Origin of the sequence: Halorientalis salina (assembly GCF_005049285.1) — an archaeon.
Lineage (GTDB): Archaea > Halobacteriota > Halobacteria > Halobacteriales > Haloarculaceae > Halorientalis > Halorientalis salina.
In genome coordinates this window covers 61,883-78,946 of sequence record NZ_SOSC01000010.1, presented here as the reverse complement: position 1 = coordinate 78,946, position 17,064 = coordinate 61,883, and the positions used below count along the sequence as shown (strand labels likewise).

Below are 17,064 nucleotides of genomic sequence, written 5' to 3'. Positions count from 1 at the left end.
TCTCTCATGCTTGTTCGCGTCGCTTGTCCAGTAGCTTCTCGGCTTTCTCCTGGGAGTCGGCCATCGCGAGCTGATAGCTCTCCTCGTCCTCGCCGGCGCGGTCGAACTGCATCTGTCCCGTCGTCGACTCGGACGTCACGCGCACGACGGCGGCCACGTCGTGTTTGGCGATGCCTTTCTTCCCGCGCTCGATGTGTTTCATCGCCTCCTCGTCGGAGGGCTGGAAGTTCGAGAGGTCGTTGATCATGTCGAACCCCGCATCCAGCTTCTTTGCCCCTTCTATCGTCGCGTCCGCCGCCGCACCGGCCGCGTCGCTCTCGAGGTATCCGTCGAGTTCGAGGTACAGCCTGTTCGTTCCCTGGTCGATGTCCACTTCCCAGCTCTCTCCGGACTTGTACGGCATGTGTGTGTCTGTCTCCCAACTAATTATTAGTATTACTCCGCGATTCTCATCCCTGATAGCTCACGTCTGTCCACGACCGTCCGTCGATCAACTCCCGTCGTGGACTTTCGCGTCGTCCCAGGAGATCTCTTCTTCCTCGTCGGAGCCGCTGTCCGCATCCGTCGTTTCTCCGCCCGTCCCGTCCTCGTCGCCAGCGCCGCCGTCGTCGCCGTCGTGAACCATCGCGTCGTCCCAGGCGAGGTCGTCGTCCTCGTCGCTGTCTGCTGCTGTCTCTTCCGCGGCGTCCTCCTCGTCGTCACCGTCGTGAACCATCGCATCGTCCCAGGCGAGATCGTCGTCGTCGCCGCCGTCCCCGTCGCGTCGCTCGAAGTCGTCGAGCAGCGTGGTGAGGGTAGTCGCCTGGTCGGCGATCCCGTCCATGTTGGCCGCCACTTCGGTTAGTGCGGCGGTCTGTTCCTCTGCCGAGGCCGACACCTCGCGCGTTTCGTCGGCCGTCCGCTCGCTGAGGTCGGCGACCTCCTCGACGAGTGCGACGACCTCCTCGGTACTCCCCGCCTGTTCGTTGGTGGCCTCGTTGATCGACTGGACGCCGTCGTTGGCGTCCTCGACGCGGTCCGCGATAGCGTCGAGCGCTTCGAGCGCCTCCTCGACGGTGTCCGTCCCCTCCGAGACGTGCTCTCCCATCTCGCGGATCTCCGTGACCGTCGCCGTCGTCTCGTCCTGGACGTCCGTGATCATCTCGCTGATATCCTCGGTCGCCTGGCTGGCCTCCTCGGCCAACTGCTTGACCTCGTCGGCGACGACGGCGAACCCCTCGCCGGCCTCGCCCGCTCGCGCCGCCTCGATCGAGGCGTTCAGTGCCAGAATCGAGGTCTGATCGGCGATCTCGTCGATCACTTCGACGACCTCGTTGATCTCGGAGATGTGCTCTTCGAGGTGTTCGACCTGCTCGATGGTGTCGTCGGCCGTCGTTTCGATCTCGTCCATCCGATCGACGGCCTTCTCGGCGGCGTCGCGGCCTTCCTGCCCGAACTCCGCGGCGTCCCTGGAGATACTGGCGACCTCCGAGGCCGAGGAGGCGATCTCCTCGACGGTCGCCGAGAGGTCCGTCATCTCGTCGGCGACCTCCTGGAGGTGGTCGTCCTGCTTCGAGGCGTTGTTCGAGATCTGGTCCATCGACCCGCTGACCTCTTCGCTGGCTTCCTTGACTTCGCGGGTGGCGGCGCTCATCTCCTCGGTCGCGTCGTCGACGTCCTCGGCGAACTCCTCTAACTCCCCGACGGTGTCGGTGAAATGCGTCATCATCTCGTTGAACGCCGACGCGGCCTCCGCCATCGCGTCGTTGTCCCGGTCCGTGTCCAGGCGCTGACTGATGTCGCCGTCCGCCGCGGCCGCCATGGCGTCGCGGAAGTCGCGGGCTGTGGCTTCCAGCGACGACGTGGTCGACGCGGCTGCCGCGTCGACCGTGTGTGTCCCGCCGTCCGAGGCGACTGGCGTGTGGTCGCTGCCTGTCCCGACGGGTGACGACGTGGAATTCGTCTCCCCCGCACCCTCGTCATCGGTCGTCTCCAGCGCCATCTGGTCCGAGCCGTCCTCCGAAGTCGTCCGCTCTCTGTCGGTTCCCCCCGTGTCCGGTTCGCCAGTGGTCGTCGCGTCCGTCTCCGAGTGGTCGTCGGTGTCGGACCGAACCAACGCGGCGAGACGAGACGAGTGAACGAACCGAGTTATTCGCCTCATGCTACTCATTACCATCCTCACCTCACCAGAACAGTATATACTTCAGGGTTGCATTATCATCGTCGATAGTGAACGCGCTCCGTCCTCGCTGGTCGAGTGTATCGCGGGGCAGAGAGCGGCAGGACGGATTGTGAGTGTTTAAATCACAGCCGTTCATTGGGTCCGGTGTATGGAGGATCGGGTGTGGCCAGTAGTGCGATAATTCCACTGGTTGCAGCGATAATCGGAATCGGCGTCGGGGCACAGCTGTTGGCCGCGCGCTTTCGCGTGCCCAGTATCATCTTCCTCCTGACCGCGGGCGTCGCCCTCGGTCCCGAGGGGTTGGGCCTGGTCACGCGGGAGTCGTTCGGGCCAGCGCTGCCCGCGATCGTCGGTCTCTCGGTCGCGATCATCGTCTTCGAGGGGGCCTTTCACCTCCGCATCGATCGCGTCAAGGCGGCACCGGCGGCCACGCTCAGGCTGGTGACGGTGGGAGCCGCGATCGCACTGGGCGGGACTGCAGTGGTCGTCCACTTCGCGCTCGATCAACCCTGGGACATGTCCTTTCTCATCGGTGCCCTCCTGGTCGCGACGGGACCGACGGTCGTCACGCCGATCCTGGAGGTCGTCCCCGTCCGCGACCGGGTGGCGACCGCCCTGGAGACCGAGGGGATCATCAACGACGTGAGTGCGGCGATCATCGCCGTCGTCGTCTTCAAGGTCATCGTCCTCCGAAACGAGGCGGAAGTGTCGTTCGTCGAGGCGTTCGCCACGCGCCTGGGTATCGGACTGCTCGTCGGCGTCGTCGTCGCCGCCGTGATCTACTACCTCATCAGGTACGTCGACCTCTCACCCGGCAACGCGCCACAGAGCGCACGGCTGCTCACGCTCGCGGGCGCGCTCGTCGCCTTCGCCGCGGCCGATACCATCAGGACGGAGGCCGGTGTCGCGGCCGTCGCGACGGCCGGGCTCTTGCTCGGGAACGCCGACCTCCCCTACGAGGACGAAATCGCGGCGTTCAAAGGCGACATCACGTTGCTGGTGCTTTCTATCGTCTTCATCGCGCTGGCGGCGCTGCTGGAGTTCGAGGACCTCCTCCAACTGGGGGTACCCGGACTGGCCGTCGTCGCCGTGATCATGCTGATCATCCGGCCGGTGCTCGTCTTCGTCTCGACCTGGGGCGACCGGTTCAAGACCAGCGAGAAACTGTTCATGAGCTTCGTCGGCCCGCGGGGCATCATTCCGGCCTCGGTCGCGACGCTGTTCGCCGTGGAGATGCAGGCCCAGGGGCTGGACGAGCAGGCCCAGGTGCTCGTCGGGACGGTCTTTCTGGTCATCTTCGCGACGGTCGCCTTCGAGGGCGGCTTCGCGCGCAAAATCGCGGAATACCTGGATGTGATACCAATGAGAGTCATCATCGTTGGCGGCGGACGAGTGGGTCGGTCGCTCGCCGAACGCCTCGAAGATCGAGGCGAGAACGTCGTCATCATCGAAACGGAAGAGGCAATGGTCGAACGAACACGAAACGACGGGTACTCGGTCGTCTGGGGTGACGGCACCGACACGGAGGTCCTCAGTGAGGCCGGTGGTGCCAACGCCAAAACGATCATCGCCGCGACCGGCAACGACGACGCGAACCTGCTCATCGCGCAACTCTCGAACTCGAAGTTCGACGTCGAGACCGTCATCGCACGGGTGAACAACCCCGACAACGTCGACGCCTTCGAGGACCTCGGCGTGCGAACCATCGACGCGAGCATGGCGACCGCCTGGGCCATCGACAACCAGATCGAACGGCCCGCCATGGCCCACTGGATGACCGATCTGGACCGCGTCGGCGACGTCCAGGAGGTCGAACTCACGGCCGAGCGGTTCGCCGACTACACCGTCCGGGAACTCCGCCTCGAACTCCCCGAGGACTGTCTCATCGCCCTGGTCGACCACGACGACGGCATCGAGGTCCCCGAACCGGACATGGCGCTGGAACTCGGTGACCGGATCACGATTCTGGGCCAGCGCGAGTCGGTGCGGGAGGCCATGGACATGGTCGCCCCTGTCTGACCCGTCGCCGCTCTCGGACCGTATCGTTCACACTCTTTACGCTGGTTGAACCGTCGAAAGACGCCTGAAACCGCTCGAAACGGCCGAAAACATCGGATAACGTGTCATACCTATACCACCATCCGGGTCCAAACGGCGAGTGGAGAGAGACGATGACACGCCCTGAACGACGATCCACCGACCGGACGCCCTCGCCCGGCCGATACCGCCAGTTTACCACCCGGGACGCCCTGGTGGTCTACGACCGAGAAGACACTAGCCGCTGGCTCCAGTCCGACACCGTCGTTTCGCTCGACGAGATGGAATAACCGGCCCTGCTTCTCACAGCTCGGCAGCGATGTCACCGGCCACCCGCGCTCGGGTCCGGTGTTCGTCGCGTCGCTCGGCGAAGACCGCGTTCGCGCTTTCCCGGGCCTCGGTATCGACGGTGAACGTCAGGTCCGGGTAGGTCACGTCGACCAACAGGAGCGGATCGGCCGGTGCCGGCGGGACCCCGTCGGGGCCGGCCAGCGACTCGGCCGAGAACACGCGGTCGAGGAAGTCGAGGTCGCGGTCGCCGCGAGCGACCGCCGCGACGACGGAGACGACCCGGCGGACGAGTTGCCGCGCGAACCCGCCAGCAGTGAGTTCGATCACGAGGTACTCGCCGTCGCGCCGGAGCGACCCCTGGAGGGCCCGGACCGTTCCGGTCTCGTCGGGCGTCAGGTTGTGAAAGTCGTGTTCGCCGCGGAGGCGATTGAACCCCTTGCCTGCCCGCCCATCGTCGACGGTCTCGGCTGGCGCGTGGAGGTGGTACCGGTAGGTGCGACTGGTCGCGTCGTGGGTCGCGTGGAATCCCGTCGGAGCGTCGGCGTGAGCCCACGCGCGGACCGCGGCCGGGAGCTGGCTGTTCAGTGCGGCCGGCGTCAGCCACTCGGGGGCCGTGAACGCGACGGTCTGGGCGAGCGCGGAGACGCCGGCGTCGGTGCGGCCGGCGGCCGCGTAGTTCTCGGGTACGTCGTCGCCTGCGAGGACGTCGAGCCGACGGAGCGCGTCGAGGATGGCGTCCTCGACGGTCGGGACGTCCGGCTGGCGCTGGAAGCCGTGGAACGGCCGACCGTCGTAGGCGACGCGGAACGCACGCATCGCCCGTCACTCCGGCGGGCCGGCGGATGAGCGTTGCGCTCCGCCGTTCGTTATCGTAAGATTATCGTTTCTGCCCGACACGTTAGCGAACGATGAATCGGCGGTCAGTACTGACGGCGGTCGGCGGGCTCGCGGTCGGTGGACTCGCGGGCTGTACCGACGACGCGGGAGCCGGTGGCGGTGACGACGAGCAACCGGGCGCGACGGCGACGGCGACACCGACGCCGATGCCACCGCCCATCGACGACCTCGAGATATCGATTTTCGACGTTCGAAAGCCCGAGGCCGGCCTCCGGAGCGCCGACATGGACGTGATCCTCGAAGTCGAGAACCCGACCGACGAGGAGATTCCCAGTCCGTCGGGCGAATTCGACGTGTTCATCAACGGCGCACGGGCGGTCACGTCGGAACCGACGATCAACACGCTGGAACCGGGGGAAACGGCGAGACGGACCATGACCGTCATCGTCGACTACGCCGACCTCGGCGAGTCCGCAGGCGACGCCATCAGGGACGGATCGTTCACGCTCGAGATCAACGGCCTGCTCCGCGCGGGCGAGGCCGAACGGGACGTATCGCTCGATTACGAGTACCCGTCCGGCTGAGAGCGTACCGTCGCGTCGGTCCGTGACGACCGATCACTCGAAGTCGTCGAGCGTCGGGCGGTCGTGGTCGCCGGGGAATTCGGCGAGCGGAACCTGTTTCTGGTCGCCGCTGTCCATGTCCTTGACTGTCACGGCGTCGTCCGCGAGGTCCTGCTCGCCGACGATGACGACCGTCTCGGCACCGATGCTGTCGGCGTAGTCCAGTTGCGCGCCGAAACTCCGACCCGCTACGTCCGTCTCGACGACGTGGCCCCGCGAGCGCAGTTTCCGGGTCATCTCCGCGGCGACCTCGCGCGTGTCGCCGACCTGCAGGACGTAGTAGTCGGTCGTGAATCCCTCCTCGGGCCAGACGCCGGCGCGCTGACAGAGCAGGGAGAGGGGAGCCAGTCCCGGGGCGACGCCGACGGCGGGCGTGGGCTGGCCGCCGAAGCTCTCGATGAGGTCGTCGTAGCGGCCGCCGCCGAACACCGAGCGGGAGACTTCGCCCGTCGAGTCGAAACACTCGAAGACGACGCCGGTGTAGTAGTCCAGTCCACGCGCGGTCTCCAGCGAGAGCGTACAGTACTCCCGCGCGCCGAAGTCCGCCGCCGCGTCCAGGACGTTCTGGAGGTTCGTGACGGCGTTCTCGACGCGGTCGGTACCCGCAAAGTCGACGAGTTCGTCCAGGTCGTCCTCGCCCGTGGCGAGCAACTCGTCGAACTCGGCGGCTTGGTCGTAGGTGAGTCCCGCCTCGACGAGCAGATCGTGATACTCGGCCTCGCTGATCTTCTCGCTTTTGTCGACGGCGCGGATGGCGTCTTTCGTCGCGATGTCGGCGTCGAACGCCTCCAGGAGGCCACCGAGGATGTCCCGGTGTGAGACCTTGAACTCGAAGTCGTCGGCGGTCAGCCCGAGCGAAGTGAGCGCGTCGGCGGCGAAGGCCAGGACCTCGGCGTCGGCCTCCGGTTCCGCCGACCCGAAGATGTCGACGTTGGTCTGGTAGAACTCGCGAAAGCGGCCCTGCTGGACCTGTTCGTAGCGCCAGAACGGCCGCGTCGACACCCACTTGATCGGTTTCGACAGCGCCTGCTGTTTGGCGACGACCATCCGCGCGACGGTCGGCGTGAGTTCGGGCGTCAGCGCGACCTCGCGGCCGCCCTTGTCCTCGAAGGCGTACAGTTCCTCGACGATCTCCTCGCCGCTCTTGTCGACGTACATCTGGGTCCGTTCGAGCGCGGGCGTGCCGATCTCGCGGAAGCCGTACTGCCGTGCCGTGGCCTCCAGCTGGTCGATGACCTCCCGGCGCGCCCCCATCTCGTCGGGGTAGAAGTCCCGAAAGCCCTTCAGGTGGTCGTACATGCCCAGGGGTTCGCACACGGCGCGCTTGAAACTGTCCTTCCCGCGGTCGAGCCTCCCCTATAGTAGTCACCAGCAGTCTTTGCTCACGCTCTCATCGAGCAGGGTGTTTCGTGCCGGAAAGGCAGCCTGCTGACGATCCTGGACAGTGAAAATTTCTGCTGACTACTATAGGTACCGTGTAACAACGATGTGCCACGACGAGCCTCGGACCATGACCGAACACTGTCCGTGGTGCGACGAGCCACTGACTGCGTCGGCCGATCCCATCAGGATCACGCCGAACCGGGGCCGGTCGCGGGGGCTGCTGTTGCATCATCAGTGTGCCGTCGAGTGGGAGTCGTTCATCACTCGTGCCCAGGGTCTGGCGACAGGGGGTCACCGCTGGTCGCTCATCACCGGGCCGCTCGAACGGGGCTGGAACCTCGAATCAGGGATCGACGATCCGCGACTGGTCGACGGAGCGTAGCGCCCGTCGCTCACCGGTCACGGAGTCCGACCACGCGGGTCTGGTCGTGATCGGGGAACACCTCGTCGACGGCCTCCTCGCCGTGTTCTTCGGCCATCAGTGCCCGCAGTTCGGCCTCGTAGTCGCCCTTGTCGATCTCCTCGCTGGGGCCGGTCTCGACGACCAGCGTCGCCTCGACGAGGTCGTCGACGGCGCTCCGGCCGAACCCCGACAGCGGCGCGAGGTAGTCGACGCCGTAGCGGTCCTCGATGCTCTGGGCCTGCGCGCGGGACACCGTGGGGACGCGGTCGTCCCGTCGGGTCCCGTCGGCGATGGCGTCGAACGTCTCGACGGTCCCCGCCACCTCGAACTCGCCGGCGGCCACCGTTTCGAGGGCGTGGTCGTGGACCTGTTGGATACCGTTGCGCGGGTAGCCGTCCGCGACCATTCGGTCGACGGCCTCGTGGGCGACTGCCTCGTCGAGTTCGACGGTAACGAGCGGGAACCCGACCGCTTCGGCGGCTTCGCGGGCGTGGTCGGCCGCGTCGGTCACGCCGACGGTCGCGGCGACGAGCGTCACGTCGTAAAAGGAATCGAGAAGCAGGGCGGCCAGTGTCGAGTCCTTGCCGCCGCTGTAGCACAGTCCGGCGTGCATCTAGCGTCGCTCGATGTCGAAGCTCTTCGAGTCGGGCTTGAGCTCCGAGAGCAACTGTTTCATCTTCTCCTCGTCGATCTTGTCCTGGATGCGGCCGCTCTGGGCCAGCGCCAGCACCTGCTGTTCGACCTTCTCGCCGAACTGCGGTTTCGACATCTTCACCGTGTTGAGCCGCTTTCGCGCCCCGTCGGTGAGGTGCTGACGGAGCAGCGCCTTCTTCTGGGCTTCGGCCTGCTGGCGCTGTGCCTCCTGGGCCTCGCCGCCGGCCCCGCCCTGCTGGCCCTGTTTCTGCTCGCGGAGCTTCTCCATTTTCTCCTGTCGTAGCTGTTCGAGTTCCTCGTCGTCGGGGTTGCCACTCATAGCTATCACAATAGTTGTCGCGTCTGACCGAAAACCGTTACGGACACTGTCCTCTCTGTCAGGCTGCCACGTCGGGTCCCGCCGTCGGTTCCTCCCGTACCAGTCCCTCGGCTCGCCGCTTGAGTGCGCGGTTGACGCTCTCGAAGTTCGCTCTCGTCTGCTCGCCGTACCGGTGCATGATGGGGCCAACGAGGAGACCGGAGAACTGTTCGGCCTGGGTCAGCCGTGAGCGGCCGTCACCGAGGGCCTCGATCGTGAACCGGTGTTCGCCATCGAATAGGCCTCGAACGTAGAGGTGGCCGAGCCACCGGAGCTCGTAATCGGCTCGGGAACGAAGTACGCGGGGAGTGAACGTCGGCATCCGTCCCGCTCGTGGCCCTGGTGCGACCCGGAGCTGTGCGCCCTCGACGGCCTCGCCCGCGATACGCGTGTAGTCGTTCCACTCCGGATACCGCTCGAAGTCGGTCAGCACGTCCCACACAATGTCGGCCGGCGCGTCGATGTCGATTGTCGTCTCAAGTGTCTTCATACGCATATAGAGGGCTGCTGAGTCCATATAGGTTGCGTGACATGTGTGCACAGCAGAAACACGAGGGGGAGTGCAGCGGCTCGTGGATGGTGGAGAAATCGCCAGAAGCAGCGAGCTCAGGCGTAGCGTTCGAGTTCCGGTCGGTCGAGTTCTTCGAGCACGTCGCCCGCGGTCTCGTCGAGGAGGCTCCGGCCGTCGCCGGTGACTCGGCGGCCCTCGCCCTGCGCGGTCTCGATGTAGCCGGCTTCTTCGAGCTGCTGGAGGGCGGTGCGGATGATGTTCCCGCTGCCCTTGGTGCTGCGCTTCGGTCGGACCTTGTAGCGAGTCGATCCTTTCGAGGAGTCGCCGTACTCTCCGCGGAGCGTCCCGACGCCGACGGGACCGTCGACGGCGACCTTTCGCAGGAGGCTGGCGGCGCGTCGCTGCCAGAAGTCCTCCTGTTCGGGGGGGAGTTCGCGGCCGGTGCCGGTTTTCACGAAGCGAGCCCAGTCGGGTGCTGCCACTGCGTCCTCGTCTGCGAGTCGCTCCGCGAGCGCCTCGTTTAGGTCCTCGGCGGGAACGTCGAATAGCGTCGTCATTGCACTCTCGTTCCTCGTGGCGTCATAAAAGCGCATCGTTACCCGCTCGTCAACCTCGCCGCCCCAGCGTCACTCCCCGCCGGTCGGTGGCTGCTCCCGTCGAGCCCCGAAAGCGGCGGCCACGCCGGCCCCGGCCAGCGTCGGGAGCCAGTAGGTCGCCACCCGATGGATGACGACGGCGGCCCCGGCGGCGGCCGCGGGGATGCCAGTCGTCGAGACCAGCAGGACGACGAACGCGGTCTCGATGCCGCCCAGGCCGCCGGGAAGCGGGGTCCCGCTCGCGATCGCGCCGACCGGGATGACGACCAGGACGGCCGCGAAGGGGATGTCGTAGCCCAGCGCCACCACGGACAGCCACAGCGAGGAGGTGAGCGCGAGCCACCCGGCCAGCGAGAACCCGAGCGCGAGCGCGAGCCGTCGCCGACTGCTGGCCACGCGGTCGATGGCGACGAAAAAGCCCTCGATGCGGTGTTCGATGACGTCGGGGTCGGGCGGACTCAGTCGCGGCACGAGCCGACCCAGCGCCCGGATCACTGGCGTCAGCAGGCGGACGACGGCGGCTTCGAGTTCGTACCGATAGCGCCACCCGAGGTACACCGCGACCGGGATGGCGACTGCGAGGCCTCCGACGGCGACGGCGGCGATCTGGAGGTTTCGGCCGAGCGTGACGGTCTCGACGGCGAAGAAGGCCAACCCGCTGGTCGCGAGGACGACCGACGGGACGAAGTGGAGCGCGTCGACGCTGGCGATGGCCGCCAGCCCGCTCTCGTATTCGCTGTCGGCCGCCTGCGAGATCAGCAGCGCGGTGATCGGTTCGCCGCCGGCCTGGCCGAACGGCGTCACGTTGTTCGCGAACATGGCCGCCGTGTACAACAGGACGGCCATCGGTGCGGAGACGGGATTGTCGATGGCCTGGAGGACGGTGTAGAGCGCCATTCCCCACGCGCAGAGCCACAGGACGGCGACCGGCACGAGCGCCGCCACGATGACGCGGTTGGCACCGGACAGCGCGGCGAGGATCTCGTCGATGCCGACGAACCAGAACAACACCAGCAAGACGAGGACGGCACCAGCGAACCCGGCTACCGTCGCCCGCCTGTCCCCATTCATGCCCGGCCTATCGGCCGGTCCCCGTTTGAAGCCACCGACTGTCGCCGTCTCCCACGGGATTTTAGGGGGTGCCGTCCAAGGCCGGGTATGGACGAGCGGGCGACACTCGCGCTGTTGGCCGAGGACCTGCCGGCGGCCGGCGACGACGCGGCCGTCGTCGGCGAGCAGGTGCTCACGACGGACATGCTCCACGACCGGACGGACTTCCCCGAGGGGACCACCCGCTACACCGCCGGCTGGCGCGCCGTCGGCGCGTCGCTCTCCGACGTGGCTGCGATGGGCGCCGAAGCCACCGCGGCCGTCGCCGTCTACGCCGCTCCCGCCTTCGACCGGACCGAAATCCGCGATTTCATTCAGGGGGCACGTGACGTGTGTTCGTACGTCGAAGCCGAGTACGTGGGCGGCGACCTCGACAACCACGACGAGTTCACCGTGGCGACGACCGCGCTGGGTCGGACCGACGCGCCGGTCTACCGCTCCGGCGCGACGCCCGGCGACGCCGTCTGCGTGACCGGGACGCTGGGCCGCAGCGGCGCGGCACTCCGCCTGTTCGAGCGCGGCGAGATCGAGCGCGCCAACGAACTGTTCCGCTTCACGCCGAGAGTCGTGCCCGGGCTGGCGATCTCGACCCACGCCACGGCGATGATCGATTCCAGCGACGGCCTCGCGCGGTCGCTCCACCAACTCGCCGAGGCCAGCGACTGCGGGATCGCCGTCGAATCCCCGTTGCCCATCGACGGGGCCGTCGACGACGTGACGGCCGACGCGGCGGCGCGACGCGAACTGGGCGTGTACTTCGGCGAGGACTTCGAACTCGTCTGTACCGTCCCACCGGACCGGCTGTCGGGGATCCGGGACTGCTGTGACGTACCGCTCACTCGCATCGGGACGGTCACGGAATCGGGGACCGGAATCACGCTCGACGGCGAGCTGCTGCCCGACCGCGGGTACACGCACGCCGGCGAGGAACGCGACGACGCCGGTTAGACCGCGACTTCGATGGGGATGGGCGTGAAACACGCCAGGCCGAGCAGGAAGGTGAGGGCGCCGACCGCGTACCGTTTCCGGTCGAGCGGGGCATCGTCGATGGGATCGGTCGGGCCGGCGTAGGCCAGGCCGAGCGCGAGCAGGCCCCAGATGAACCAGATGTAGACGGCTTCGCCGCTCCTGGCGATATAGAGGTAGAGACCGAGGCCGAACAGACCGGCCGGCACGGCGGCCGACAGCGTCTCGGTTCGCTCGCCGAACATCGCCCGGACGATGTGGCCGCCGTCGAGTTGCCCGACGGGGAGCAGGTTCAGGAACGTGATGAACATCCCGAGCCAGCCGCCGAAGACGACCGGATTGAAGATCTTGTGTGGGTCGCTGTAGCTGAGCGGCTGTCCGGTGATCGCCGAGAGCGCCTGCAACATCGGCGGGTGGTTGAAGGTGAGCTCCAGTGGCACGGTCACCGGGGGCAGGTGGAGACCGATGACGGTCACCACGACCGTCGCCCCCAGTCCCGCCAGGGGGCCGGCCACGCCGATGTCGAACAGCGCCTTCCGGTGGGGAATCCGGCCTTTCATTTTGATGACCGCGCCCATCGTCCCGAAGATCGTGGGCACGGGCAGGAAATAGGGGAGGCTCGCGTCGACGCGGTGGTAGCGACTCATCACGTAGTGGCCCAGTTCGTGGGTCCCGAGCACGCCCAGCACCGCGAGGGTGAAGGGCCACGCGTCGAGCAGTCTCGTGGGGTCGCCGCCGATGTCGATGTCGTACCAGAGGCTCGCCCCGACGAACAGCGTCGATAGCACCGTCAACACGGCCAGGACGACGTTCGTCCAGGGGATGCCATCGAGCCCCATCGACTGGGGTTTCGCGACGAGCGCGTAGTTGCCCGACATGAGTCCGGGGCCGCGGTCCGGCTGGTACTGCTGTCGGAGCGTCACGTCGTAGTCGTACTGTCGGAACAGCGGCAACACCTCTCGCTCCAGGGCGTCGGCGGAGGCGGCCGGACGGCCGATGTACAGCAGTTTGTCGCCGTCCGTTCGCACCTCGTAGACGCGGAAAACCGAAGAGAGTTCGTCGGCCGGGGGCGCGTCCCCCGGTACTCCGCTCCCAGCCATCGCTGCTTTCTTTGACGCCGGGCCGTATAAATCTCCGGTCCGAGTATCACGGAAAAGAACTCGTCAGCGTCTCGAACGGTCGATATCGGGGATTCGAGGGGTTCGGTCGGTGCGGGTCCACGGAACGGGTTCGACCGAGCGGGTACCGGTCAGTGGGCGGGCGCTGGTGTCGTCAGGCGGGCTCGATTCGCCACGTGGTCGCGCTCGTGTACGACCACTTCTCGACCTCCAGGTCGGTGGCCGAATCGCTGAGCTTGACCATCAGCGCGCCGATCTCCTTGGGCGAGAGGCCGACCTCGTCGGCGATGAACTTGCTCTTGAAGTACATCTCGCCGTCCTGTGCCTTCTGCTTCAGGTACGCGCGGAGCCGTTCTTCCTTGCTTTCCGGTTCGGTGGAGGGCTGCGTTGTAGCGCTCATGTGTGACACCTCAACCGATCGTATCGACTACATCTGCATATAAAGGCGGGAAGCTTCGGGTCGCTTCGTCGGTTTTAGCGCCGGTTCGGACCTTTTTTCGCGTAAACCGGTGTAAAACAACTCTTTCAGGACGTTTCGAGAGGGCTGGAGACGTTTTACAAACGGTTCTAAGTCAGTTATGTCGACCTTACCTCGTCCGGGCCACGTCGTGTCGAATCCATTGGTCAAACCCGAAATACAGGGGGTTTTTGCCGCTGGTTTGCTCGGGCGCGCTCGGTCACTCCCGGTCGTGGACCCAGAACTCCTCCTCGACGGTGACCTCCTTTTTGAAGACCGGGACCTCGTCTTTGAGGCGGTCGATGCCGTCCTCGACGGTTCGGAACGCCTCACCGCGGTGGCCGGCCAGTACGACGACGAACACGATGTCTTCGCCGTACTCGATGACGCCGGTTCGGTGATGCATGCGCACGTCGAGGACGCCCTCCCGGCCTTCGAGGTCGGCGCTGAGCGCTGCCATCTTCTCCTCGGCGACGCCCTCGTACTTCTCGAACTCCAGGTACTCCGTGGGTTCGTCGTCGGGCGCGTCTTTCGCCCGGACGCGGCCGGTGAAGGTGGCGATGGCACCAGCACGTTCGGCCTCGGGGGCGCGTTTGACACGCTCGACGAGCGTCTCCAGGGTCACGTGTGGGTCGGTTTCCGCGAGCGCGTCGAGGACTGCGTCCACGTCGACGCCGTCGGCGTCTGGTGCAGTTGCGAGTGCGGGCCCGGCGTGGTCGCGATCGCCAAGGACCACCTGCGGGATCGCCGCGTCGCTGTACCCCTCGACGACGGCGTAGTCGTAGTCGGGTGCGAGGTCGTCGAGCGTCGCATCGAGCGTGCGCTCGGTCCCGGTGGCGAACCAGCCGTCGTCGTCGGTGAGGCCGTAGGTCGCCGCGGCACCGCCGGCCCGATGTCGGGCGGTGTCCTTGCCCTCGGTGTCGATGTCCGGGGCGTGGGTCATGCGCTTGACCGTCGCGACGGACCCGCGCTCGGTCAACCGGTCGACGAGCCGTTCGACCAGTGTCGTCTTTCCCGACTCCGACGGGCCCACCACGCCGAGTACGTTCATGTCCAGACAGCAGGACGCCCTGGCGCATTAGCCTTCGGTCCCGGGGTCGGTCGCGCCATCGCGGAGTACGAACGCTTAAGAACGGCTCGGAGCAACCCGGACGTAATGAAAGTCGTCGTCTCTATCGGCGGGAGCGTGCTCGCGCCGGATCTGGAACCGGACCGGGTACGTGCCTACGCGGACGTCATCGAGGGACTGGTCGCGAACGGACACCGAGTCGGTGTGGTCGTCGGCGGTGGGACGGTCGCCCGCGACTACATCACGACCGCCCGCGAGCTGGGGGCCAACGAGATGCAACTCGACCAGCTCGGCATCGACGTGACGCGCCTGAACGCGCAACTGCTCATCGCCGCGATGGGCGAGATGGCGGCGCCGACGCCGCCTGAAACGTACGAGGACGCCGGCACCGCGATGCACCGCGGCGACGTGCCGGTCATGGGCGGGGTCGCCCCGGCTCAGACTACCGACGCCGTCAGCGCCGTGCTCGCGGAGTACGTCAACGCGGACCTGCTCGTGTACGCGACGAGCGTCCCCGGCGTGTTCAGCGCCGACCCGAACGAGGATGACGACGCGACGAAGTTCACGGAAATGACGCCCGACGAGCTGGTCGACATCATCGCCGACATCGAGATGGACGCCGGCAGTAACGCTCCTGTGGACCTGCTGGCCGGGAAAGTCATCCAGCGGGCGGGCCTGCGTGCCATCGTCCTCGACGGGACCGACCCCGACGCCGTCGCGCGCGCCGTCGACGAGAACGACCACGATGGGACCGAGATCCTGCCGGTGATGGCCGATGAGTGACGACGGTGGGACGGACGTCGAGGACGTCGACCTCTACGACCCCTACGAGGTCGGGAACATCGGCGGCCGGGCCTTCTGGGCCGACGCGGTGGCCGACGCCATCCTCGCGAGTGACCCCGACGAACCCATCGTCATCAAGGGCGGCGTCTCGCCCTCGGGCGTGCCTCACATCGGGCACTTCAACGAGATCCTGCGGAGCTACTTCGTCGCCGAGGCGCTGCGCGACCGCGGTCACGAGGTCCGACAGGTGTTCTCCACCGACGACAAGGACCCGCTCCGGAAGATCCCCCGGACGCTGGCCGACCTGGACTGGAACGTCGTCGACTTCGGTGACGAATCGGTCGATTCGGGCGCGGTCGGCCAGAACCTCGGGAAGCCCTACACGGACATCCCGGATCCCTTCGGCTGCTGTGATTCGTACGGTGCGCACTTCACCGAACTGCTCGAACAGAGCGCCGAGCTCGTGGACGTACCCGTCGAGTTCGTCTCGAACACCGACCTCTACGCCGACGGCGAGTTCGAGGCGATCACACGGGACCTGCTCGAACACACCGAACTGGCTCGGGAGACGCTCTCGGCGTACCAGGCCAGCGTCGGCGACTCCTACGTCCCCTTCACCCCCCAGTGTAGCGAGTGCGGACTGCTGACGGGCCAGGTCGTCGACGTGGACGTAGATGGGAGCACCGTCGAGTACGTCTGCTCGGACATGGAGGCCGGCGACCGGACCATCGAGGGGTGTGGCCACGAAGGGACGGCGACGTTCCGCGAGGGCAAACTGCCGTGGCGCTTCGAGTGGCCGGCCCAGTGGGAGATCCTGGGCGTGGACTTCGAGCCGTTCGGGAAGGACCACGCCGAGGGGTCCTGGCCCAGCGGGACGGACATCGCCCGGAACGTCCTGGGCATCGAGCCGCCGGTGCCGATGGTCTACGAGTGGTTCACGCTCAACGGCGAGGCGCTCTCGTCCTCGGCGGGCAACATCGTCACTGTCGCCGAAGTGCTGGACCTGCTCGAACCCGAGGTGTTCCGGTACTTCTTCACCAAGAACCCGCGCAAACAGCGCGATTTCGACGTGACGACGCTCGACCAGCTGGTCGAGGAGTTCGACCGGTTCGAGCGCGTCTTCTACGGGGCCGAGGAGCCACGGGACGAGGAGGAAGCCGAACTGGTCGAGCGCGCGTACCCGATGGTGACCGAGGTTGCGGACGACCAGCCGATCCGCATCCCCTACACCTTCGCCGCTGTCCTGGGGATGACTGACGACCCGGAACTCCGCGAGCAGATGGCGCGACGGGAGGGCCACATCCCCGAGGACGCCACCGAGGTGGAGATCGAGGCCGCGCTCGACCGCGTCGAACGCGCCCGCCGGTGGGCCAAGCGGACCGACAACGAGTACAACTACCGGCTGGCCGAGGACCTGCCCGAGACCGACTTCGAGGCGGCGACCGAGGCGGCGCTGGACGAACTCGCCGACTTCGTCGAAGCGGGACACGACGGGGAGGAGATTCAAGGCGAGATCTACGAGGCGGCCAAGCGCAACGACGTCGAGGTGGGTGACTTCTTTGCGGCGGGATACGAACTCTTCCTCGACACCGATCAGGGACCGCGACTCGGCCCGTTCCTGGCGGCCCTGGACGAGCAGTTCGTCTTAGAGCGGCTCCGCCGTGAGGACTGATCGGTCGTTCTGTCGGTCGAAGTGACAGGATTTTA

At 66.7% G+C, this 17,064-nt stretch carries 19 protein-coding genes; 7 read left to right on the top strand and 12 right to left on the bottom strand.

Going from position 1 to position 17,064, the window contains the following annotated elements; genetic code table 11:
- Nucleotides 1–4 precede the first annotated feature (4 nt).
- Both E2481_RS15480 and E2481_RS15475 read right to left on the bottom strand, forming a co-directional pair.
- Nucleotides 5–403, bottom strand: a complete 399-nt coding sequence (locus E2481_RS15480; protein ID WP_136718068.1) for a hypothetical protein — start codon at nucleotides 401–403, stop codon at nucleotides 5–7.
- 87 nt (nucleotides 404–490) lie between these two features.
- Entirely contained in the window at nucleotides 491–2,149 is a 1,659-nt protein-coding gene (locus E2481_RS15475; RefSeq protein WP_169302465.1) for a methyl-accepting chemotaxis protein, read from the bottom strand.
- A 174-nt stretch (nucleotides 2,150–2,323) separates the two neighbouring features.
- Between E2481_RS15475 and E2481_RS15470 the strand changes: the two genes are divergently transcribed.
- Complete coding sequence (locus E2481_RS15470) at nucleotides 2,324–4,180, top strand: cation:proton antiporter domain-containing protein (RefSeq protein WP_136718067.1); 1,857 nt, start codon at nucleotides 2,324–2,326, stop codon at nucleotides 4,178–4,180.
- A 152-nt stretch (nucleotides 4,181–4,332) separates the two neighbouring features.
- Nucleotides 4,333–4,488: a DUF7331 family protein gene (locus E2481_RS18765; protein ID WP_169302464.1), complete on the top strand. Its 156-nt coding sequence runs from the start codon at nucleotides 4,333–4,335 to the stop codon at nucleotides 4,486–4,488.
- 13 nt (nucleotides 4,489–4,501) lie between these two features.
- Here the strand turns inward: E2481_RS18765 and truA are convergent, their stop codons facing one another.
- Nucleotides 4,502–5,305: a tRNA pseudouridine(38-40) synthase TruA gene (gene truA / locus E2481_RS15465; protein ID WP_136718066.1), complete on the bottom strand. Its 804-nt coding sequence runs from the start codon at nucleotides 5,303–5,305 to the stop codon at nucleotides 4,502–4,504.
- A gap of 92 nt (nucleotides 5,306–5,397) precedes the next feature.
- On the opposite strand from truA, the gene E2481_RS15460 reads away from it, so the two are divergent.
- A complete protein-coding gene (locus E2481_RS15460) occupies nucleotides 5,398–5,910 on the top strand; it encodes an LEA type 2 family protein (RefSeq protein WP_136718065.1) in 513 nt (170 codons plus the stop codon).
- Between the two features lie 33 nt (nucleotides 5,911–5,943).
- On the opposite strand, the gene hisS is transcribed toward E2481_RS15460, so the two are convergent.
- Nucleotides 5,944–7,248 carry a histidine--tRNA ligase gene (gene hisS / locus E2481_RS15455; protein WP_136718064.1) on the bottom strand — a complete coding sequence of 435 codons (1,305 nt, stop codon included), beginning with the start codon at nucleotides 7,246–7,248 and terminating at the stop codon, nucleotides 5,944–5,946.
- A gap of 211 nt (nucleotides 7,249–7,459) precedes the next feature.
- Between hisS and E2481_RS15450 the strand changes: the two genes are divergently transcribed.
- Nucleotides 7,460–7,714, top strand: a complete 255-nt coding sequence (locus E2481_RS15450; protein WP_136718063.1) for a hypothetical protein — start codon at nucleotides 7,460–7,462, stop codon at nucleotides 7,712–7,714.
- Nucleotides 7,715–7,724: 10 nt separating this feature from the next.
- Here the strand turns inward: E2481_RS15450 and E2481_RS15445 are convergent, their stop codons facing one another.
- The 5 genes from E2481_RS15445 to E2481_RS15425 all read right to left on the bottom strand — a co-directional run bounded on the left by E2481_RS15445 (nucleotide 7,725) and on the right by E2481_RS15425 (nucleotide 10,925).
- Nucleotides 7,725–8,348: a DUF7411 family protein gene (locus E2481_RS15445; protein ID WP_136718062.1), complete on the bottom strand. Its 624-nt coding sequence runs from the start codon at nucleotides 8,346–8,348 to the stop codon at nucleotides 7,725–7,727.
- Entirely contained in the window at nucleotides 8,349–8,708 is a 360-nt protein-coding gene (locus E2481_RS15440) for a DNA-binding protein (RefSeq protein ID WP_136718061.1), read from the bottom strand.
- Between the two features lie 58 nt (nucleotides 8,709–8,766).
- Complete coding sequence (locus tag E2481_RS15435; protein ID WP_136718060.1) at nucleotides 8,767–9,237, bottom strand: SRPBCC domain-containing protein; 471 nt, start codon at nucleotides 9,235–9,237, stop codon at nucleotides 8,767–8,769.
- Nucleotides 9,238–9,353: 116 nt separating this feature from the next.
- Nucleotides 9,354–9,815, bottom strand: coding sequence for a 30S ribosomal protein S19e (locus tag E2481_RS15430; RefSeq protein WP_136718059.1), 462 nt, complete (start codon nucleotides 9,813–9,815; stop codon nucleotides 9,354–9,356).
- Between the two features lie 69 nt (nucleotides 9,816–9,884).
- Nucleotides 9,885–10,925: a lysylphosphatidylglycerol synthase transmembrane domain-containing protein gene (locus tag E2481_RS15425; RefSeq protein ID WP_136718058.1), complete on the bottom strand. Its 1,041-nt coding sequence runs from the start codon at nucleotides 10,923–10,925 to the stop codon at nucleotides 9,885–9,887.
- An 87-nt stretch (nucleotides 10,926–11,012) separates the two neighbouring features.
- Between E2481_RS15425 and thiL the strand changes: the two genes are divergently transcribed.
- Complete coding sequence (gene thiL, locus E2481_RS15420) at nucleotides 11,013–11,912, top strand: thiamine-phosphate kinase (RefSeq protein WP_136718057.1); 900 nt, start codon at nucleotides 11,013–11,015, stop codon at nucleotides 11,910–11,912.
- Here thiL and E2481_RS15415 read toward each other — a convergent pair.
- From E2481_RS15415 to E2481_RS15405, 3 genes are all read right to left on the bottom strand, one after another.
- Nucleotides 11,909–13,030 (bottom strand): site-2 protease family protein, encoded by a 1,122-nt coding sequence (locus E2481_RS15415; RefSeq protein ID WP_136718056.1) that lies wholly within the window; start codon nucleotides 13,028–13,030, stop codon nucleotides 11,909–11,911. The genes thiL and E2481_RS15415 overlap by 4 nt on opposite strands.
- A gap of 172 nt (nucleotides 13,031–13,202) precedes the next feature.
- Complete coding sequence (locus tag E2481_RS15410; RefSeq protein ID WP_136718055.1) at nucleotides 13,203–13,448, bottom strand: DUF7123 family protein; 246 nt, start codon at nucleotides 13,446–13,448, stop codon at nucleotides 13,203–13,205.
- Nucleotides 13,449–13,725: 277 nt separating this feature from the next.
- On the bottom strand, nucleotides 13,726–14,556 hold the full coding sequence (locus E2481_RS15405) for a molybdopterin synthase (RefSeq protein WP_136718054.1): 831 nt from the start codon (nucleotides 14,554–14,556) through the stop codon (nucleotides 13,726–13,728).
- 105 nt (nucleotides 14,557–14,661) lie between these two features.
- Between E2481_RS15405 and pyrH the strand changes: the two genes are divergently transcribed.
- Together pyrH and lysS are read left to right on the top strand one after the other, a co-directional pair.
- Complete coding sequence (gene pyrH / locus E2481_RS15400; RefSeq protein WP_136718053.1) at nucleotides 14,662–15,357, top strand: UMP kinase; 696 nt, start codon at nucleotides 14,662–14,664, stop codon at nucleotides 15,355–15,357.
- Nucleotides 15,350–17,029 carry a lysine--tRNA ligase gene (lysS, locus tag E2481_RS15395; protein WP_136718052.1) on the top strand — a complete coding sequence of 560 codons (1,680 nt, stop codon included), beginning with the start codon at nucleotides 15,350–15,352 and terminating at the stop codon, nucleotides 17,027–17,029. Before pyrH ends, lysS begins: the two co-directional genes overlap by 8 nt.
- The last annotated feature ends 35 nt before the right edge of the window (nucleotides 17,030–17,064 follow it).